This window comes from bacterium (assembly GCA_030697645.1).
GTDB lineage: Bacteria > Patescibacteriota > Minisyncoccia > Phycocordibacterales > VMGT01 > JAUYPI01.
Window position 1 is genome coordinate 26339 of record JAUYPI010000008.1, and the last position, 19766, is coordinate 46104.

General features: G+C 55.3%; 23 protein-coding genes and 1 tRNA gene. 18 read left to right on the forward strand and 6 right to left on the reverse strand.

The window, feature by feature from the left end; all coding sequences use genetic code 11:
- Positions 1 to 40: 40 nt before the first annotated feature.
- The 10 genes from Q8R39_02150 (at position 41) to Q8R39_02195 (ending at position 8773) form a co-directional block, all read left to right on the forward strand.
- The gene (locus Q8R39_02150) at positions 41 to 1030 is read left to right on the forward strand and encodes a hypothetical protein (protein MDP3735210.1); all 990 of its coding nucleotides are present in this window, start codon (positions 41 to 43) and stop codon (positions 1028 to 1030) included.
- A 104-nt stretch (positions 1031 to 1134) separates the two neighbouring features.
- Positions 1135 to 1572: a cupredoxin domain-containing protein gene (locus tag Q8R39_02155; protein ID MDP3735211.1), complete on the forward strand. Its 438-nt coding sequence runs from the start codon at positions 1135 to 1137 to the stop codon at positions 1570 to 1572.
- A 76-nt stretch (positions 1573 to 1648) separates the two neighbouring features.
- Entirely contained in the window at positions 1649 to 2071 is a 423-nt protein-coding gene (locus Q8R39_02160) for a hypothetical protein (protein MDP3735212.1), read from the forward strand.
- Positions 2072 to 2180: 109 nt separating this feature from the next.
- Positions 2181 to 2627: a hypothetical protein gene (locus Q8R39_02165; protein ID MDP3735213.1), complete on the forward strand. Its 447-nt coding sequence runs from the start codon at positions 2181 to 2183 to the stop codon at positions 2625 to 2627.
- 17 nt (positions 2628 to 2644) lie between these two features.
- Positions 2645 to 3814: a tRNA uracil 4-sulfurtransferase ThiI gene (gene thiI / locus Q8R39_02170; GenBank protein MDP3735214.1), complete on the forward strand. Its 1170-nt coding sequence runs from the start codon at positions 2645 to 2647 to the stop codon at positions 3812 to 3814.
- A 94-nt stretch (positions 3815 to 3908) separates the two neighbouring features.
- Positions 3909 to 5660 carry a DNA primase gene (gene dnaG / locus Q8R39_02175; GenBank protein ID MDP3735215.1) on the forward strand — a complete coding sequence of 584 codons (1752 nt, stop codon included), beginning with the start codon at positions 3909 to 3911 and terminating at the stop codon, positions 5658 to 5660.
- A gap of 367 nt (positions 5661 to 6027) precedes the next feature.
- On the forward strand, positions 6028 to 7104 hold the full coding sequence (locus Q8R39_02180) for a sigma-70 family RNA polymerase sigma factor (protein MDP3735216.1): 1077 nt from the start codon (positions 6028 to 6030) through the stop codon (positions 7102 to 7104).
- A 177-nt stretch (positions 7105 to 7281) separates the two neighbouring features.
- Positions 7282 to 7911 carry a hypothetical protein gene (locus Q8R39_02185; protein MDP3735217.1) on the forward strand — a complete coding sequence of 210 codons (630 nt, stop codon included), beginning with the start codon at positions 7282 to 7284 and terminating at the stop codon, positions 7909 to 7911.
- A tRNA-Tyr gene (locus Q8R39_02190) sits at positions 7902 to 7989 on the forward strand. Before Q8R39_02185 ends, Q8R39_02190 begins: the two co-directional genes overlap by 10 nt.
- A 106-nt stretch (positions 7990 to 8095) precedes the next feature.
- On the forward strand, positions 8096 to 8773 hold the full coding sequence (locus tag Q8R39_02195; GenBank protein ID MDP3735218.1) for a hypothetical protein: 678 nt from the start codon (positions 8096 to 8098) through the stop codon (positions 8771 to 8773).
- A gap of 113 nt (positions 8774 to 8886) precedes the next feature.
- Here Q8R39_02195 and Q8R39_02200 read toward each other — a convergent pair whose 3' ends face one another.
- From Q8R39_02200 to lepB, 5 genes are all read right to left on the reverse strand, one after another.
- Positions 8887 to 9018: a hypothetical protein gene (locus Q8R39_02200; protein MDP3735219.1), complete on the reverse strand. Its 132-nt coding sequence runs from the start codon at positions 9016 to 9018 to the stop codon at positions 8887 to 8889.
- Positions 9019 to 9040: 22 nt separating this feature from the next.
- Positions 9041 to 9778: a thioredoxin domain-containing protein gene (locus Q8R39_02205; GenBank protein MDP3735220.1), complete on the reverse strand. Its 738-nt coding sequence runs from the start codon at positions 9776 to 9778 to the stop codon at positions 9041 to 9043.
- A gap of 93 nt (positions 9779 to 9871) precedes the next feature.
- Positions 9872 to 10126 (reverse strand): hypothetical protein, encoded by a 255-nt coding sequence (locus Q8R39_02210; GenBank protein ID MDP3735221.1) that lies wholly within the window; start codon positions 10124 to 10126, stop codon positions 9872 to 9874.
- A 181-nt stretch (positions 10127 to 10307) separates the two neighbouring features.
- The gene (locus Q8R39_02215) at positions 10308 to 11567 is read right to left on the reverse strand and encodes a His/Gly/Thr/Pro-type tRNA ligase C-terminal domain-containing protein (GenBank protein ID MDP3735222.1); all 1260 of its coding nucleotides are present in this window, start codon (positions 11565 to 11567) and stop codon (positions 10308 to 10310) included.
- Positions 11568 to 11630: 63 nt separating this feature from the next.
- Positions 11631 to 12206 carry a signal peptidase I gene (gene lepB / locus Q8R39_02220; protein MDP3735223.1) on the reverse strand — a complete coding sequence of 192 codons (576 nt, stop codon included), beginning with the start codon at positions 12204 to 12206 and terminating at the stop codon, positions 11631 to 11633.
- 247 nt (positions 12207 to 12453) lie between these two features.
- Between lepB and pth the strand changes: the two genes are divergently transcribed.
- Positions 12454 to 13095 carry an aminoacyl-tRNA hydrolase gene (gene pth, locus Q8R39_02225; protein ID MDP3735224.1) on the forward strand — a complete coding sequence of 214 codons (642 nt, stop codon included), beginning with the start codon at positions 12454 to 12456 and terminating at the stop codon, positions 13093 to 13095.
- Between the two features lie 195 nt (positions 13096 to 13290).
- Here the strand turns inward: pth and Q8R39_02230 are convergent, their stop codons facing one another.
- Positions 13291 to 13647 carry a DUF4242 domain-containing protein gene (locus tag Q8R39_02230; GenBank protein ID MDP3735225.1) on the reverse strand — a complete coding sequence of 119 codons (357 nt, stop codon included), beginning with the start codon at positions 13645 to 13647 and terminating at the stop codon, positions 13291 to 13293.
- Between the two features lie 288 nt (positions 13648 to 13935).
- Between Q8R39_02230 and Q8R39_02235 the strand changes: the two genes are divergently transcribed.
- The 7 genes from Q8R39_02235 to Q8R39_02265 all read left to right on the forward strand — a co-directional run bounded on the left by Q8R39_02235 (position 13936) and on the right by Q8R39_02265 (position 19560).
- Positions 13936 to 14817, forward strand: coding sequence for a PCRF domain-containing protein (locus Q8R39_02235; protein MDP3735226.1), 882 nt, complete (start codon positions 13936 to 13938; stop codon positions 14815 to 14817).
- Between the two features lie 48 nt (positions 14818 to 14865).
- A complete protein-coding gene (locus tag Q8R39_02240) occupies positions 14866 to 15189 on the forward strand; it encodes a hypothetical protein (GenBank protein MDP3735227.1) in 324 nt (107 codons plus the stop codon).
- Between the two features lie 76 nt (positions 15190 to 15265).
- A complete protein-coding gene (locus Q8R39_02245; protein ID MDP3735228.1) occupies positions 15266 to 15595 on the forward strand; it encodes a nucleotidyltransferase domain-containing protein in 330 nt (109 codons plus the stop codon).
- Positions 15582 to 15971: a HEPN domain-containing protein gene (locus tag Q8R39_02250; GenBank protein MDP3735229.1), complete on the forward strand. Its 390-nt coding sequence runs from the start codon at positions 15582 to 15584 to the stop codon at positions 15969 to 15971. Before Q8R39_02245 ends, Q8R39_02250 begins: the two co-directional genes overlap by 14 nt.
- Positions 15972 to 16030: 59 nt before the next feature.
- Positions 16031 to 16714: a cell division ATP-binding protein FtsE gene (gene ftsE / locus Q8R39_02255; protein MDP3735230.1), complete on the forward strand. Its 684-nt coding sequence runs from the start codon at positions 16031 to 16033 to the stop codon at positions 16712 to 16714.
- A gap of 54 nt (positions 16715 to 16768) precedes the next feature.
- Positions 16769 to 17692: a permease-like cell division protein FtsX gene (locus Q8R39_02260; protein MDP3735231.1), complete on the forward strand. Its 924-nt coding sequence runs from the start codon at positions 16769 to 16771 to the stop codon at positions 17690 to 17692.
- Between the two features lie 200 nt (positions 17693 to 17892).
- Positions 17893 to 19560, forward strand: a complete 1668-nt coding sequence (locus tag Q8R39_02265) for a CTP synthase (protein MDP3735232.1) — start codon at positions 17893 to 17895, stop codon at positions 19558 to 19560.
- Positions 19561 to 19766 lie beyond the last annotated feature (206 nt).

A 19766-nucleotide genomic window follows, 5' to 3' on the forward strand; every position in this document is an offset into this window, starting at 1 on the left:
TGCATTGTCGTTATTAGTTTTTCATTTGTACTTTCTACCTTTGTTGGTGTTCGCAAACGGCGGTGACGCCCATGACACGGCATCTCCACACGACGCGGAGCTTCCACATGTCGGCGTAGGGACCGTCATCGAGGAGATATCTGTGCGCGAGGGACTTGTGGTGCATATGAGTATAACGACGCCGGTGACGACTAGCATGCCGCTTCCGTTCAGTTTTTTGATCAACGAAAAACCTGGCAATACTGTGGTGCCATTCTACGAGCTCGACGTGGAGCATACAAGACTGATGCACGTCATCGGCGTACGAAGTGATCTCAATGAGTTCCGCCACATCCACCCGGAGCCGTCGCCAGATGATCCGGCGGTTTTCAGAATCGAGCATACGTTCGATAACCCGGGTGAGTACAAATTTTGGTCCGAGATAGCTCGCGGACAGCAGCATTTTACTTTTGGCCATCCAATGTTCATGGTCACGGGCGATGGCGTCGAGTCCAAGAAAGTGATCTCGCTTGCTCGTAACGTGATCGTCGGCGACTACCAAGTAGCGCTCTCGGTACCGCAGCGCATTGCTACGGGCCGCGCCGCAGACCTGACGTTTGACGTCCATACGCTCGTTGGCGACGGCATCGCGCTCGAGGAATATCTTGGTGAGCCGATGCACCTCGTGGCGATCAAGGGAGACCTCAGCCAATTTGTCCACGCGCACCCGACGGAAGCGCACACTCATGCGATCAATACACTCGCACCGGTTGCTCACGCTCACGGCCCGACCGGCGACGCGCCCGGCTACGAGCCGGTGAATTTTCATGTAGCGTTTCCCACTGCCGGATTTTACAAGCTCTTCGCGCAATTTCGGCCGCAGGGGGCTAACCTTGACACAGACGAAACATTGACCGCGACTTTTTGGGTTGAGGTTAAAGACAGTACGCTCGCGCCGGCCACGGGGCAGGTTCTGCTCACGACAGTCTCACTGGTGTTGATGGCGTTGCTTAGTGTTTGGGTGTATCGGTATATTCATCGCACGGCATAAAAGCGAAAAGTGTATCTCGTATTTTGTAGCTCGTATCTTGTATAGTTTGTATAAAACTCCTCATACGAAATATAAGATACACAATACAAAATACAAGGCACACTATGAACAAATATCTCATCGTCGGTATTATTGCAGTTGTAGTCATCGGCGGCGGCATATTCTACCGCACGACGCTGCTCTCGGAGGATAAGGTGCCGCTCGTGACCGGCGTGGTGCACGAGGTCGCTGTCGTTGCGAAGAAAAATGAGTGGCGCTTTGTGCCGGAGGAGATAGAGATTAATCACGGTGACCACGTCATAATGACGGTGATTAATGAAGACGACTATGACCACGGCATCGCCATAGATTCCTATGGTGTCTCACAGAGAATGCCTGCCAATAGTACAAGAGTCATAGAGTTCGATGCCACCCAGCAGGGCGATTTTCCTTTTTATTGCTCTGTTCCGTGTGGCGAGGGCGAGGTGGACGGCGTCCTTCGCACCCACTTCGACATGATAGGCAAATTGCACGTTAAGAGTTTAATTTCCGAGACACGCTAAAATTGAATGCGTACGTTTGACGGTAGACAGTCGATGTGGTACTCTGCTGCAGGGTGAAAAGAGAAAGGAGGCGATAATGCTAGATATACCAGTAGTGGTCTCAGGTTCTTTCCGTAAACATTTGGCAGAGATTCAGGAGGCGATACGGCAATTCAGAGCGCTTGGGGTGACCGTGCTTTCACCACAACTCTCGCCAGCGGTAAATCCTGGCGACGACTTCGTTCTCCTCGAGAGCGACGATACAGACGACCCGAGCGTGCTCGAACAACGACACCTTGATGCGATCGCAGAGGCGCATCTGCTCTATATTTGCAATCCGGGTGGCTATATCGGCCCAACGGTCGCGATGGAGATCGGTTGGGCGAGAGCGCATGAGGTACCTATCGTTGCAAGCCACACGCTGGCGGACGTCACGCTCATGCACTTTGTTGACCAGACGTTGCTATCACCGAAGGAGGTGGTTGCGGCCTTCCTCCGCTATCGCAGTGGCACAAGCTGACGGTATCGAACTCACCTATAAATAGTAGCCCGCTCATGTTGTTTCGTGAGCGGGCTGTCGTTATTTTATTCATCGGGATTATGGGCGTTCGGTGTGGTACACTGTTGTTATGAAAATCACTATCTGCGGGAGTATTGCGTTTTACAACGAGATGCTTGAAGCGCAGGCGGCGCTCGAAGATTTTGGGCATGAGGTGAAATTGCCGCCACAGAGCATAAAAGACGAGAACGGCGCCGTGATGTCGGTTCAGGAGTATTACGATCTACGCAAAGCAGCCACGACCGACACGGGCTGGATATGGGACAGAAAGGCGGAGGCAATCGCAGCCCATTTTGAAAAAGTCGAGTGGGCGGATGCCATCCTCGTGACCAATTACGACAAAAACGATATTTCGGGCTACATCGGCGGCAATACGCTGATGGAGATGGGCGTGGCGTTCTTTTTACGGAAACCGGTCTATCTTCTCAAACAAATCCCCCTACTCTCCTATAGAGAAGAAATTATCGGCATGAAGCCGATCGTGATCGAGCACGATTTTGCACGCATCAGTGTGTAACACCGGATGTCGCTAGTATGTCCACTGTTTCTACCACTGTGCAGCGTGGCGTCCTGATCGCCTTCGGCGAGTTATTTTTGAAATCCACTGGCGTGCGGCGGCTGATGCTCGGGCGACTTGCGCGGACGATCGAGCAGCAGCTCAAGAGAGCGGGGATTGGCGCGCATCTTGCGCGCTCACACGACCGCTTTTTTATCCGCCGAGATGAGACGGGGTCTATTGGTGAGATCGTGCGGCACATCCCCGGCATCGCGTGGTTCGCCGAAGGATACTCTCTTAGAGGTGCGACGCTTGGGAGTGTAGCTACATTTTTGGCCGAATGCGCCGAGGAGTGGATACCGAAGAACGCCACCTACGCGCTTGCGCTGCGGCGGGGGGCAGGAGTGACACTCTCGCGCGAGGAGATCATCGAGGTACTCGCGCGTGGCATTGAGAGGCGTGTTGATCTTTCTTCGCCAGATCGGGAAATTCTCATCGAAGCAGAGCGATATGGGTGGTTTCTCGCCTGCGGCCGAGAGCGCGGAGTTGGGGGTCTGCCTCTCGGAAGCGAAGGACGGGTCGCGGTGCTTCTCTCTGGCGGGATTGACTCGCCGGTTGCAGCGTATCTTGCGGCAAAGCGCGGCGCGGAAAACGTTTGGATCCACTTTCACAGCTTTCCACTCGTCTCCCGAAAGAGTATCGAGAAGGTGCGGGAGCTTGCACGGGGCTTCTTGCGCTTTCAGAGAGAACTTCGTGTACACTTCGTGCCGCTTGGTGACATCCAGCTTCGCGTACGAAGTGGTACCACGGAAAAGTACCGCGTGTTGCTCTATCGTCGCGCGATGATGAAGATCGCCGAGCACATCGCGCGGCGCGAGCACGTTGGGGCGCTCGTCACCGGCGAGGCGCTCGGGCAAGTCGGCTCCCAGACGCTCACGAACCTCACCATTGTCGAGCAGGCGACGAAACTTCCCGTGCTTCGGCCAGTCATCGGTTTTGATAAAGAAGAAATTATCGCGCTCGCGCGTCGTATCGGCACCTATGAAATTTCAATAAAGCCGCAGGAGGACTGCTGCTCACTTTTCGTCCCGAAGCACCCGACCGCCGCGGGGAAGCTCGTAGAAGTCGTGCGCATAGAACGCGAACTTGCGCTCGCACCGCTCATCCGTGCTGCGCTTAGCGCGGCAGAAATCGAAACTTTTGTATAGCACATGTCCAACAGATGTCCGATACCAGTCTGTTTGAGCCTTCAGACGGTGACTTTGTAACCTATTAGACGTAGTGGTACTCTGGTGCATACGGATGTCCACTACGACCGAACAAATCAAAGAGCGACTTTCGATAGCGGATCTCATCAGCGGCTATGTGAAGCTTGAGCGCGCCGGGGCGAACTTCAAGGCGCGTTGCCCGTTCCACAATGAGAAAACTCCTTCGTTTTTTGTCTCGCCGTCGCGCAACACCTATTATTGCTTTGGGTGCGGAAAGTCAGGCGACGTCTTTACATTCGTCCAGGAATTTGACGGCCTCGATTTCCGCGGCGCGCTGAAGATGCTCGCCGAGCGCACGGGCGTGGTCCTGGTGGACGAACCGCGTGAGAGCGCGGACGAACGCGCGCGGCTCTTTGCCGCGCTCGAGAGTGCGTGCGTATTTTTTGAGCAGGGGCTCGGAAGTGCGCCGGAGGCTCGGGAGTACCTCCTTGGACGCGGCCTCACAGAGGCATCTATTACGCACTGGCGCATCGGCTTTGTGAAAGAAGGCTGGAGCACGCTCCGCGACGAGCTCGCGCTGCAGGGCTTTCGCGAGCGTGAGCTCGAGGGCGCGGGGCTCATCAAGCGCGGGGAGCGTAGTTTTTATGACCGCTTCCGCAGCCGGATTATGTTTCCGATATCGGATAGCGCCGGGCGAGTCGTTGCGTTCTCCGGCAGGATTTTCGGCCAAGCGGGCCAGGAGGGTGATGCGGCAAAGTACCTCAACAGTCCCGAGACCGAACTCTTTCACAAATCATCTCTCTTGTATGGATTTGATAAGGCAAAACATACGATTCGTACGCTCCGCTGTGCTATCGTTGTTGAAGGCCAGATGGACTTAATCCTCTCGCACCAGGCGGGGTTTACGAATACCGTTGCGCTCTCGGGAACGGCGCTCACCGACGTGCAGTGCAAGCTCCTGAAACGCCTGACGGACAACATGATCATCGCGCTTGACGCGGACAGTGCGGGTATTGCTGCAGCGGGCCGCTCCGCTACCATAGCACTCGGGCTCGGGATGGACGTGAAGGTGGCCCGGCTCCCCGAGGGAAAGGACCCAGCCGATCTCATCAAAGAGAGCCGCGAGGCGTGGAAGAGCGCGATCCGCTCCGCGATGCACGTCGTCGAGTTTTACCTTACTGTCTTGGAGCAGAGGCATGCGACAGACCGCCGCGCTCTCCGTCGCGAGGCAGCGCGAGTAGTGATACCGTTTCTTGCTGCGATGTCTGGTGCCATTGATCGTGCGCATTTCATCTCGCTCGTCGCCGCGCGGCTTGCTCTCCCTGAGAGCGCGATCATGGAAGAGGTAGTGAAGTACCGCGAGACGGCGCGTCGGATTCCGCCGAGTGCCGAGGAGGCGGGAGGAGCAGCGGCAGATGCCCGTGTGGCTGCGGAGTCGGGCAGTACCGCAGCACCTACTGAGCACGAGCAGCTCCTGCGGCGGCTCGTTGGCATCTATTATTGGATTGCGGATGACGTGGCGCTTGCCGCGCTCGTCCCGGAGTTCGCTCGCGCGTTTGTTACTGCCCTCGGCGGCGATCGCGAGTTTCGCGAGACAGCGGTGCGTTTTAGCGAGAATCGTGATACGCTTATTTTTGAAGCCGAGCGCGCGCTCGGTGAGCATCGGGAGCGGCTCGCCGAAGAAAGCGTATCGCTGTTGCGGCGATTTCAGGCCGCGATACTTCTCGAACGCTACGAGACGGTGATCGCCGAAGTGCGCGCGGCGGAGCTCTCAGGGGACAACGAAGCGCTCACAGAGGCGATGGCTGCGTGCGCGGAGATATCGAAGGCGATGGCGGCGCTCTGAAGCTGTTAGCTGATAGCTTTTAGCTTTTAGCACGACGGCGTAGCCTCTCAAAAGCTATAAGCTAACAGCTAAAAGCTTAACAATGGCTACTCTTAAAAAAATATCCAAAAGGAAACTGCCCTCCCGCAGCGGTGCGAGTCGTTTTTTGCGCTCCTCTGCGGTACGGACGCTTCCGAAAGGGAATGTGGGCAGGGGGCGTGTTCCACCTCGAAGCAGCGCGTTTGGTCGTGCCCGGGGTAGCGTGACGAGTGGAGCGCGTGCTGTGGCAGCGTCGAGCCGCGCTGTGCGCCTCGAGCCATCGCGTGCGGCGCGTCCGCTAGTGAGGGCAGGGCAGCGCCGCACCACTACGCCGCGCGCGGCGCAGCGGGTGCTCGACCGCGAGGAGAGAGCGGAGCGGCTTATAGCGAAGGGTCGGGAGCGCGGGTTCATCGTATACGATGAGATTTTGAAGGAGTTTCCGAATATCGAGACCGACGTCATCTTTCTCGATGAGCTCTACGAGCGGCTCGCTGCGGCGAGGGTTGACGTGCTCGAGGGCGGTGCCATGCTCTCCGGGGAAGAGGAGGAGCCGCTTCCGGCAACGAAGCGCGGCCGACTTGGCGGCGAGCGTGGGTATGATTCGATCCAGATGTACCTCAAGGAAATCGGCCAGTACCCGCTGCTCTCGGGGCAGGAGGAGAAGGATCTCGCCAAGCGCGTCGCGTCGGGGGAGGAGGAAGCGAAGAATCTCCTCGCGCGCGCGAACCTGCGGCTCGTGGTCTCGATCGCAAAAAAGTACGTCGGCCGGAGCGCCGACCTCACACTCCTCGATCTCATCCAGGAGGGGAACCTCGGGCTCTTCAAAGCGGTGGAGAAGTTTGACTGGACCAAGGGGTACAAGTTTTCAACCTACGCGACGTGGTGGATCCGACAGGCGATCACCCGCGCGCTCGCCGACCAGTCGCGCACCATTCGCATTCCGGTCCACATGGTGGAGACCATAGCGAAGTACAAGCAGGTCGTGCGCCGCCTTGCGCAGGACTTGGGGCGCGATCCGATGAGCGAGGAGGTAGCGCTCGAGATGGGACTCGATGTTGAAAAAATCCGCCAGATTGAGCAGATTGATCAGAGCACGGTCTCGCTCGAGAGCCCAGTCGGGGACGACGGCGACGATAAGGCCTCGACGCTCGGCGATTTCATCGCGGACGACAAGATTCTCTCGCCGGATCAAGAGGTCTCGCGCCGGATTCTTGCGGATCAGATAAGGGATATTTTAGGCGAGCTCTCGGAGAAGGAGCGGCGGATCCTTGAGATGCGCCAAGGGCTCGACGACGGCATCACGCATACGCTCGAGGAAGTGGGGAGGGAATTCGGCGTCACGCGCGAGCGCATTCGCCAGATCGAAGCCAAGGCGCACGAAAAAATCCGCTTGCATGAGAAGGCGGAACGGTTGAGAAATTATTGACGAGAGAGTAGAGAGTAGAAAGTGGAGAGTAGGCCGCCCGTGTAGTACGTGCATGGCACAAAGTGCACGGTGCGTGGTACGAGACGAGGACGGCTGTGCATAGCGGTAAGACAAACGGATTATTTTTTGTACGATATACCGGTTGACCTATTACGACACTCTTGTTATCATTATGTCGTGGGGGCCATTCCAGAAAACAAAACCGCTCTGCTCAAGAAGCTGTACTACGAAAAGAAATTCAGTGCTCGAAAGATTGCAGAGTCTTTCGGCGTATCTTTGGATGCCGTATATTACTTTATGCGGCATCATAAGCTTGCGCGGCGTAGTTTTTCTGAGGAGAATAGATTACGATTCCTGCGCAAACAGCCATCGTTTACTCTTGCGAGGGGACTATCGAAACGAGAAAGACAACTGAAACTCATCGGGGTCATGCTCTATTGGTGTGAGGGGTATAAAACGGGCAAGAGCTCTACCGTTGACTTTGTGAATAGTGACCCGTCGATGGTAAAAATCTTTACTGAGTTTTTAAGAACAGTGTGTGGTATCAATGAGAACAAACTGCGCGCGTATCTCTATTACTATTCGAACCAAGACGCCCGTGAGCTTATAAAATTTTGGAGCGCAGTGACGCGCATTCCCCCGAGTCAATTCACCAGGCCATACATGAGAGAAAGCCTTCATGTCACCCCAAAGCACAAAATGCCCCATGGTCTTGTGCATATCCGCTATTGTGATAAGAAATTATTGCTTCAAATCATGGAGTGGATTGAGCAGTATAAGATGGCACAAGAGAGTTTGCGTCGGTAGTCCCGTAGGGGGCGGGAGCGGACTGTAAATCCGTCGTCTTCAATGGCCCCGTGAGTTCGACTCTCACCCGACGCACCACGTAGTGTTAAGGTCGGCTCGAACTACATTTAATTTTGGGGGAAGAAGTTTTTTAATCATATAAGTTGGGGGTCGAATTAGTTACAAAGAAGACGATTTTAAAACTATGAAGAAATATTTTCCTACATTATTTTTTGGAGCTTACTGGATTTTTCTTGGTGTTTTAATTTCACAGAATGTGGGTTGGGATATGCCGGATAGCAGTCCTGGTGCCTTCTTTATAAAACCCCAGGTTAACTTCATTACGAATATAGTTGAGGACCTGCTTCCCGGGAGAGGCTTCGTACCAGGAAGATTTTATCCAAGCATGTTCGGGTGGCTCATATCGGCAATTTTCCTTACAGGCGCAATGGCATTTGTAAACATCATTGCAATAGTTGTATTGCGTTCACCGAAAGAATATAAGCCGACAATAATTAACGCGATATATCTTCTTGTCGGCGCATTTCTTCCTGCGGATATCACTATTTATAAAATATTGAGAGCCATTCCCTTGCATGCGGGATACGGAGGACAATGGGGAATTCAAGCGTGTGGGGGGTTTGTTTGTTTTCCGCCACCTACTACTGGCGCTTGGGCAATTATTGGAGCTGTGGCCATAGGGATAGTTTTTGCTCTAAATCATTTCTCTGTTTCCTTAATAAATTCTGGTAGCACGACTCTAGGAAAAATAATACGGAGAACTTTAATGTTCCTGCCCGTGTGGATTTTATTAATAGCAATTTTCGTAACTATTTTTCCGCAAATCCATAAACAACCGCTACCACCGTCAATCAACTTATAAAAGGTGAATTCTTTTCACAAAAAAGTTTCTGTATTCAAAATTGTAAAGAACTTTGCCGCCAAAGAAAAACTTGCTTGTCCGCCGTAGCTCATGATAGCGAAGGCGGGAAATTGTCAGCGGTGCGGCTCCGCCGCTTTTCCGGATTTTCGTCCTCCTTCGCCTTTCGACTTCGGACGGGCAAGCGGGGAGACTTCCTCGCCGCCGCAGGCGGCGAAATGCGTTCGAACTATTTTAAGAATGGGCACCAAGCAGTTTTGGTTCGCCTCGCTACTGCACCGATGCTTCCGTTTCGCTTCCCGCCTGCGGCACGTTTTGGAGAATGCTCTCGATGAGAGATCGAATGGAGCTGTAGGGCTGGGCACCTTCGAGGGGGAGCTGGTTACCGGCGACGAGTACGACAGTGTGCGGGGTACCCGTGGCGCCGGCGCGCTCGGCATCCGCAACCATCGCCTCGACTTTCTTAGCATATTTGCCGCTCTTGAGGCAGCGCTCGAATTCGGCACGGTCGAGGCCGATATCTGCAGCGATTGTTGCGAGGAGTGCGGGGTCGAGTTTGTTGTCCGAGGGAGTGATAGTAAAGATGCGGTCGAGGTAGAGCCAGAATCCGCTGTTTCCCCCGAGCTCCGCCGCGCACTCCGTGGCCTCGGCTTCCTTGGGGGACTTGCTGTGGACCGCCGCGAGCGGAAAGTGGCGGTACACCCAGGCAACCGCGCCCATCTTCCCGTACTCATCCATGATGCGGTGGAGCGTGGCGTGATAGTTCTTGCAGAACGGGCATTCGGTATCCGAATACTCAATGAGAATGATCGGCGCCTGCGGGTTCCCCAGAATATGGTCGTCGCCCGAAATCGGCGCAGCACCCTGCTGCTTTGGTGCTGTGGCGGACTCGCCGACATTCTCTACCACCGCCGCAGGACGAGAGGCTTTGTTCGAGAAGAAAACCGCGCCGCCGATAAAAACTCCGGCGAGAATAATGGCGGTGGGAATGGTGAGGGAGCGGGGCATGGGAGAACGACATTTGACATGTAACCTTTGACATTTGACGTCGCGTCGCCGGTCGTTCGAAGTCAAATGTCAATGGTCAAATGTTTATAGGCCTTATCCCCTCCTCCCCCCCTTTCTCTTCTTCGGCTCCGGCGTCTTGCCGAGTTTCGCCAGGCGTTCGCGCTCAATCTGCCGCGCGATGAGTGCAAGGCGACTGCGTTTTTTCGTGTGCTGAGACGCGTCTCGTTTATAGTGCTTGAGTGAGCGGGCGCGAGTGAGCACGCCTGACTCTTGGACGCGTTTAGAGAATCTCCGGAGCGCGGCGACGTTGTTTTCAGTCTCCGTTTTGGTGACTTCGACGTTGATCATGATAGTGAGACTATACCACGGGGATAACCATGATACAAACCTATAGCGATGTGCGCAATATCAAGGTGTGCAAGCTTTTAGCTTTTAGCTGATAGCTTTTAGCACGACGACGTAGCTTCTAAAAGCTAACAGCTAAAAGCTCGTCTGATTAAGTTAACAGCTAAAAGCTGACACGTGCGTTTTATCGTACCCGCGCCGTGGTTTTGAAGTACCGTGGCAGGAGCGAGACGGGAATGGTTTCCTGGGAGCGGGTGGCGGTATTGCGGACGATCGCGGTGCCGTCGAGCGCCTCGCGGTGGCCGATGATCACGGTGTAGGGTATGCTCTCGCGCTCCGCGCGCACGACCTGCTCCGAGAGCGAGTGGGAGCCGAGCGCCTGAAGCACGGGTATCCGCGCCCGCCGCAGGAGCTCGAGGATGACAAGGCCGCGGCGCAGCGCGTCCGCTCCGAGCTGGATAAAGAGAATGCGCGGTACGAGCGGTCGCGGGGCCTCGGCGGCACGTTGGCGAGCGTTTTCTGAGGCGATCGTGAGTGAGAGCGCGACGCCGGAGAGCGCCCCGCGGATTCCCGTGCGCCGGGCGAGTCCCTCGTAGCGGCCGCCGTAGCCGAACGGCTCTTTCTGCCGCGCATCCGCCGCGCTTGCAGGGCGGAGTTCGAAGATTGTCGCCGCAAAGTTTAGCTTCGGCTCGATGAGCGCTTCGTCGATTGCGTAGGGGATGTCCATCCCCTCAAGATACTCGAGCACCTCTTTGAGGTGCCGCCGGTGCGAGTCGTGGAGGTAGCTGATTGATTTCGGGGCGTTTTCGCGCACCTCGCTGCACCGCTCGGTGGTACAGCGCATGAGCGCGAGCAGGTTCTCGCCGACGCGCGTTCTGCAGCAGGGTGCGAGGGAGCCCGCGTACCGGCGGTAATAGAACGAGAGTTCGTGGAAAAATCGTCCCGCGGTCTCACGGTCGCCGACGCTGTTTATGTGGATGATGACGCCTCCTTGCTTGAGCTCATCGAGGATGGCCGAGGCGGCGCGAATGAGGAGCGCTTCGCCGAGCGCGTCTTTCATCCCGAATACTTCGAGCTGTAGCGTGTAGGCGCTTCGGCGGCTCGCCTCGCTCCCGCTTCGGCGAAGCGGGCCCATGCCCTTTCCGTCCTTCTCGTCGTGGAGGTACCGGTAGAGAAGCGCGGGGGGTGAGACGCTCGTGAGGACGCCGCTTGTGAGACAGGCGATGATAGCGGAAACATCCTCTCGACTTCCGGGCGGCGCATGGGGAGGCACCGGGGCGAGCCATCGGCGCTTGTCGGCGCTTCGCACCTCCCGGCGCTCCGCTCTCGCCGCCCGGTAGCGCTCGTCGAGCGAGACAAAACCATAGTGCTCGGCGATGCCGAGCGCCTGCGCGAGCGGCGCGGGGAGCGCATCATGGCGCGGTCGTGAGACAGGCGCATTCATTTTTGATATGGTGTCCACCCGGTCGATTCCGTTCGCGCTAATCTAGAGTCTAATACCTAAAACCTAATTACCTCGTCCGACATATCCCGGGAAGAGCGCAATGTTCTGGAGGGGGAAGAGCCTCGCGAGCGCGCGCCCCACGATGAGGTCGCGTGGCAGGGTCCCCCACGAGCGGGAGTCGAAGCTTGCCGAGCGGTTGTCGCCGAGCACGAAGTAGTCGCTCTCGCCGAGGGTGACGAGAAACGAACCAGCGGTGCCACCCACGAGATAGGGCTCGTCGAGCACGAATCCGCGAGGCGTGCCCTCGTTTTTCACCGAGAGCGTGCCATCTTGTATCTCAACGGTTTCTCCAGGGAGTCCGATAATGCGCTTAATGAAGAACTGCGTTCGTTTCTGTGGGAAGCGGAAAACGATGACGTCGCCGCGTTTCGGCTCGCGAAGTCGGTAGCTGATTTCGTCCACGATGAGGTATTCGCCGTGCGCGAACGTCGGATCCATTGAGGAGCCGCTGACGATAAAGGGTGTGGCGATATAGAGGCGGATCGCAAACACGACGGCCGAGATAATGACGAGAAAGCGGATGAACTCGAAGAATGATCGGCTGTTTTTTTGGTTTTGATTTTGTAGAGGAACGTTCATGGAGGTTGAGGAGAAAAAAGATTACTGCTATTGTAGTCGTATTGACGAGAGAGCGCAAGAGAAATCGGAGAAAATACTGCAGTACAAAATGAAAACGTAAAAATCAAAAATCAAACTGTGTATTTTGTAGCTCGTATTTTGTATCTTGTGTCGAAAATGTAACCTCATTCACAGAGTTAGAGTGCGTGCAAAAATACAAGATACAAAATACCAAATACAAGGTACCTAAAACGTCTAAACTTTTGCTATGTTAACAATCAAAGAGGAAGGAAAGAGGAAAGCTACATACCTTGTCGTCGGCCTCGGCAATCCGGGGGTGGAGTACGAGCGCACACGGCACAACGCGGGACGGCGGGCGCTCGAGGCGCTCCGCGAGCGCGGCGAGTTTGAGCCCTGGCGCGAGGACAGAGGGCTCAAAGCCCTGAAAGCAGGAGGTGCAATTGATGGAGCGCGCGTGACACTTCTCCTGCCGCAGCAATTTATGAACCGCTCGGGGGCTTCCGTGGCTAGTTTAGTCAAGAGTCCGCGTGCCGCCGAGCGGCTTATTGTGGCGTACGACGACCTCGACCTACCACTCGGCGTCGTAAAAATTTCCTTCGGCCGGAGCTCGGGCGGGCACAAAGGGCTTGAGTCCGTGATCCGCGCGATCAAAACGCGCGATTTTACTCGTGTGCGTATCGGCATTGCGCCTCTCGGAGTGCGCGGCAAGCTCGCGAAGCCCCGCGGCGAGCAGGCGGTGCTCGACTTTCTCCTCGGGGCGTTCAGTAAGCGCGAAGAGGGAGTGCTTACCAGCTCACTTGCGCGTGCCTGCGATGCGATCATGACTCTCATCACCGATGGCCGCGAAAAGGCGATGAGCGCTTTTAATAGGGTAGTGGGCGAGCAATAAGCAGCATGAAACAAGGCCCACCTTCGCCAGAGGGTACGGCGGACGAGGCAACAGGCAGTAGACAGTATGCACGACTTCTTTGCGACGAATTTCAAAGCCGGCGACCCCTCTGGGTCGCCGGCACATCGTTGTCGGTAGTGCGCAGAACACGTTCAACACTCGGTGTTCAACAGGTGCTCAACGTTTTTCGGCCTCTCACTTCAGGACGCCGACCTCGTACACGTCGTCGAGCGGGATGTCCGCGCTCTTGTGCGCATCCCGAACCGCCGCCTCGGATGGCGCTTCCGTGATACAGTACGCAACGCCTTTCTCTTTGCTGTAGTAGACCTTCTTCGCTTTGAGACCACTCTCGTCGCACGCTTTTTTATACGTATTCCATGCCTGCTCTAATTGCTCTCTCCCGGCGCTACCTGTCGAGTGGAGCCCCATAAAGAGCGACATCGCGCAGGCACACTTTGCTTCCGCCTCGCCGCAGCCGGAGCATTTTGGCATACAATGCTCTCCGCCACACTCATGCTCGGCGTCATGCTCCTCGGCCTCCGCACCGCACATGTCGCATTTGTACCCCTCCGTTTCTTGGGCACATTTTTCACATTTTTGCATAGGATTTGAAAATGACCGTCTTCTAATGATCGACCTTGCTATACTTATACCATACTCATTGCCTCGCGCGTGCCCTCCGTTATAGGTCATAAAAAACAGAAAAAGATATTTGCAATAACTCTGCGACCGCATTGTTATTGCAAATTTTCGTTCAGTTCGTTTCTCGGTGAGTGTGTCGGTTCTCTTTTTGGACAGGCCCGCTTCTCGTTTTTGATATTGGCGTATATACTGCAGCGTATGGACGAGACAAAACAAGGCACCGACCGCCTCAAAGAACTTGAGGCTCTGATGCAGGCGAGCGATTTTTGGGCTGACAAGGAGCGAGCGCAGACGCTGATCCGTGAATATCAGGCACTAAAAGATACCGCAGCCGGTGTCGGCGTGTATGAGAGCGGCGATGCGATCATGACCATTTTTGCCGGAGCCGGGGGTGACGATGCCGAGGATTTTACGCGTATGCTCTCGGAAATGTACGGGAAATATATCGTCGCACACGGCTGGAGCACTCGAGAGCTCCACGCGCACTCGAGTGAGTCCGGCGGCTACCGCAATATCACGACGGAGATTGCGGGGCGCGGGGCGTATGGGACCCTTAAGCACGAGAGCGGGGTACACCGCCTCGTGCGGATCTCGCCCTTTAATGCGTCAAAGAAACGGCAGACGTCGTTTGCGCTTGTCGAGGTCGTGCCGAAGTTTGAGAAGGTGGGACCTGTGGATATCGCGGAGAGCGACCTTCGGGTCGAGTTCGCGCGATCAGGGGGCGCAGGCGGGCAGAATGTGAATAAGCGCGAAACTGCCGTGCGTATCGTGCACCTGCCGACCAATATCGCGGTACATGTGTCCTCCGAGCGCAGCCAGCAGCAGAACAGGGAGAAGGCACTGGCGCTCCTCCGCGGAAAGCTCTATCATAGGGAAGAGGAGGCGCGACACGCGCGCGAGCGCGGCCTCTCGACTGCCGCGACGATCTCTGCCGAATGGGGCAACCAGATCCGCTCATACGTGCTGCACCCGTACCGAATGGTGAAAGACCACCGCACCGGGGTCGAAACAAGCGACATCGAGCGCGTGCTTGAGCGCGGGGAGATCGATGAGTTCATCGAGGCGGAGAAAAATGTGTAGGTGAATATGAAAAATTTTCTGAAGCCGACGAGGGTGACGTGCTTAGTAATGACACTGTTCTTCTGTGTAGTTCTTATCGGGCTACTTTTTTCTTCGGGCATTTTGCCGGACATTGGGATGGCGACTACTTTTTTTGTTGGAATTGCAATCGTCGTATTATTGGTACCGGCCGTGTTGTTCGATCAGGTGGGTATTCCAACATTACATCCCAGCAGTGGGGCTTTTCTTGCACTTCCCAACCCAACCGTCCTCGGTTTCGCAGCGAGCATTTTTACAAGCACCGTGATTCTCTATCTGGCCGCAAGTACCGTTTCATTACTTTGGTACAAACTGCGATCGAAATCAAAACTTCCCGACTCAAAGGCGCGTTGAACTACTGAATTGGAAGTGAGTAGTTCGTTGTTGGCAGTTGCGTCAGCATGATTTACTTCGACAAAGTTTCAAAAATATGGATCAAAAATCAGTTGATAAAAAAATTAAGACCATTGTGGATACGATCGTCCGTACGTTTAAGCCGGAGAAGGTTATTCTCTTTGGCTCGTACGCGTGGGGCGTACCGACCGAAGACAGCGATGTTGATCTGCTGGTTGTGGGAGAATCCGCGAAGCCGCGGCGTGAGCGGGAGCGTGATATAGATAGGTCACTGGTTCCGCGTACGATGCCGCTCGATATTCTCGCGTATACACCGAAGGAACTTCGTGAGAAAATAGACGACGATCGAAATTTATTTCTCGAAGATATCGTCAGTAATGGCACCGTGCTTTATGCCGATGACTAAATACGTCGTGGATTGGTTTCATCGCGCCGATGAAGATTTACAGATGGTTGATTTGGCGCTGAAAGAGGACGGTCCCGTCAACCCCGTTTGTTTTCATGCGCAACAAGCCGCAGAGAAATACCTGAAAGGGTTTCTTGCTTTCCACGCCCAGAACGTACGGAAAATACACGATCTCAAGGCGCTGCTCCAGGAGTGTCAAAATGTTGACCCCTCGTTCCGCGAGCTTGATGAAGACACAGCGGTGCTCAACCGATTTTATATGACGTCTCGATACCCCGACGACACGCCAGAGTTTAGCTCTGCTGAATGCAGAGAGGCATCCGAGGCTGCTGTGCGGATCAAAGAGTTTGTGTTGAAAAAAATGGATGACAAGTAGACGAGGGTCGGAAGTTCGTCATTGAAAGTGAGTAATTCGTTGTTGGCAGTTGCGTACGCATGATTTACTTCGACAAAGTTTCAAAAATATACAATGGCGGCACGGTGGCGCTCGAGGACGTCACGCTCACGGTGGACTCCAAGGAGTTTGTCTCGATCGTTGGCCACAGCGGGGCCGGGAAGACGACGCTTCTCAAGATGCTGCTTGCCGAGGACTTTCCGACAGCGGGCGCGGTGTATTTTGAGTCTACGGACATCCACTCGCTTCGCCGGAGAGCGATCAGCCGCCTGCGGCGGCGCATCGGCATGATTTTTCAGGATTTTCGGCTCCTTCCCGCCCGTACCGCCTATGAGAATGTCGCGTTTGCGATGGAGGCCGCAGGCCGCAGTGATGAGGAAATCCAGTCCGACGTGCCGTATGCGCTTGGTCTCGTTGATCTCGAGGAACACATGTGGAACTTCCCCCATGAGCTCTCCGGGGGCGAGAAGCAGCGCGTGGCGATCGCGCGTGCGATCGTGAACCAGCCGGACATTTTGGTCGCCGACGAGCCGACGGGGAACCTCGATCCGGTCAATACCTATGATATCGTGCAGATTTTGAAAAAAATCAACGGCCTCGGCACAACCGTGCTGCTCACGACGCACAACACCGGCGTCGTGGAATCCCTCAAACGTCGCGTCATTACGATGGAGCGCGGCAGGGTGGTCGGAGACGAGGCGCATGGACACTATAATAACCACTGAGCTTTTAGCATGGACGGCGACGGCGAAGCTTCTAAAAGCTAACAGCTCGCACTTATGTTGATTTCTCTCAAACGCATCTTCCGCTCCGGCTTTCTTGATTTTTGGCGCAATAGCGTCGTGTCATTCTCGTCCGTTTTCGTGCTTACGGTGACGCTCTTTGTGATCGGTTGCCTGCTTTTCCTCCAGGCGACGCTTGAGTCTACGCTCCAAGAGCTTCGTGATAAAGTGGACGTGAATGTATATTTTATTCCGATTGCGGGAGAGGCAGACATCCTTGGGGTGAAAACCCAGATCGAGGCGCTGCCGGAGGTTGAGCGCGTCGAGTATGTGACGCGCGAGCAGGCACTTGAGAATTTCCGCATCCGCCACGCGGACGACCAGCTCACTCTCCAGGCGCTCGACGAGCTCGGCGATAATCCCCTCGGCGCCGTGCTGAATGTAAAGGCCCGCGAGCCCTCGCAGTACGAGAGCGTTGCGCGTTTTCTTGAGTCCTCGCCCGCGCTCTCGAAGGGAGAATCCTCGATCGTAGACAACGTTAATTATTTCCAGAATAAAATCGCGATCGAGCGCCTCGCGGGCTTCATTGACGTCTCCGAGCGCGTCGGACTCCTTGCGACGATCGCGCTTGCAGCGATTTCCGTCCTCATTACATTCAACACGATCCGTCTTGCGATCTACACCTCGCGCGATGAGATAGCGGTGATGAAGCTCGTCGGGGCTTCAAGCGCCTATGTGCGGGGACCGTTTATTATCGAGGGTGTGCTCGCAGGCGTCGTCGCGGGAGTGCTTGCGCTCGGGCTCTTTTATCCGCTCACCTACTGGCTCGGGCCGATTACCGAGCAGTTTTTCGCAAGCATTAATCTATTTATCTACTACCGCGCGCATTTTGCGGAAATATTTTTGATCGTGATGGGATCCGGCATCGCCCTCGGCGCCCTCTCGAGCTTCCTTGCGACGAAGAGGTATCTCAGGGTTTAGAAATTCGAAATACGAATATCAAATCCGAGCCGAACATTTGACATGTAACATTTGACATTTGACCGCGTCGCCTCGTCTGTCAAATGTCAATGGTCAATTGTCACATGTTCTGTTCGTGCTTCGATATTCGGATTTAGGCATATTCGGATTTCGTGACTGATAGGTCATCGGAAGTTGCACAGACTTTTTACGGCTACATCATGGCTAAAAAGACAACGCACAAATACATCTTCGTCGTCGGCGGCGTGATGTCCGGCGTCGGGAAGGGCATCGCCGCATCCTCGATAGGAAAGATCTTGCAGGCTCGGGGGTATCGCGTGACCGCTCTTAAGATCGACCCGTACATAAACGTTGATGCGGGCACGATGAATCCCACGGAGCACGGGGAAGTTTTTGTGCTCCGCGACGGCATGGAGTGCGATCAGGACATGGGCAACTACGAGCGATTTCTCGGTACTGATCTCACGCGCGCGAACTATATGACCACGGGGAGCATCTATCTCTCTGTTATCAATCGGGAGCGGAATCTCGGCTACGACGGCAAGTTCGTGAGCGTCGTGCCCTATATCCCCCTTGAGGTTATTGATCGTATCAATAAGGCGGCAAAAGACTGCGATGCCGAGATCGCCATTACTGAGATAGGCGGCACCGCAGGAGAATATGAAAATTTGTTATTCCTTGAGGCAGTGAAGATGCTCAAGATCAAACGCCCCGGGAGCGTCGTGCTCGTGCTCGTGACGTTTCTCCCCTTGCTTGATAATGATAACGAGCTTAAAACGAAGCCGACCCAACATGCCGTTCGCGCCCTGAATGCCGCCGGTCTGCAGCCGGACATCGTCATTGCGCGAGCCCGGGACGGTATCGACAAGAAGCGCCGCGAAAAGATCGCCTTTTTTTGCAGCGTGCGAAAGGAGGATGTCATATCCGCGCCGAATGTCTACAGCATCTACGAAGTGCCGGTAAACTTTGAGCGTGATAATTTAAGCGCTTCCATTCTGCGCAAGCTCCACCTGCGCGCGCGCGGGACAGACATGAAGGAGTGGCGCGCATTTGTGGAAAAAATTCATGCTTCAGAGGAGCCGGTGCGTATTGGCATTGTCGGCAAGTATTTCGGCACCGGTAGTTACATTCTTGCGGATTCATATATTTCCGTAATCGAGGCGGTGAAGCACGCCGCGTTCAGCGAGCGTCGCAAACCGCAGATCGAGTGGCTTGACGCCGAGACATTTGAGAAAAAGAAAGGCGTCGCGCTGACCGCGAACCTGGAGAAGTTGTGTGAGTACGACGGCATCATCGTCCCGGGTGGGTTTGGTGCGCGCGGCGTCGAGGGAAAAATAGCGGTGATTGAGTTCTGCCGCAAAAATAAAATCCCCTACCTCGGCCTCTGCTACGGCATGCAGCTCTCACTCGTCGAGTATGCGCGGCATGTCGCGGGGCTCACGGGGGCGCATACGACGGAGATCGCGCCCGATGCGCCGCACCCGGTGATCGACGTGATGCCCGAGCAGAAGAAGCTCATCGCCGAAGGACGTTACGGCGGCACCATGCGCCTCGGCGCCTACACGGCGCTCCTCTCGCGCGACACGATCGCACACGAGGCGTACCGTACACATGAGATCAGCGAGCGTCATCGGCATCGCTACGAGGTGAACCCAGAGTACATCGAGCAGCTTGAAAAGGCAGGGGTGGTCTTCTCCGGCCGCTCGCCCGACGGTACCCTGATGGAAATCGCGGAGCTCCCGCGCTCGGTGCACCCCTTCTTTCTCGGCACCCAATTCCACCCCGAGCTCCAGAGCCGTCCGCTGCGTCCGCATCCGCTCTTCGTCGAGTTCATAAAAGCCGCGATCAGCGCCGAGCGTTCGGCCTGAACTACGCGGGGCTTGCTCCCGCGTGGTTCAGGGATTTGGACAGAAATAAAAATTGAAGTAATTTTAGACCTACGCAAAATGTAAAAAATGGCTTAATCGGCATGTGCAAACTTGTTTTAGTGGCTTGCTTGTATCGCTTATCAACTATTTTGCGTAGGTCCTATAATTAAAATCTTGGTCACCAAGTAGCTGGAAGCCGACTTAAT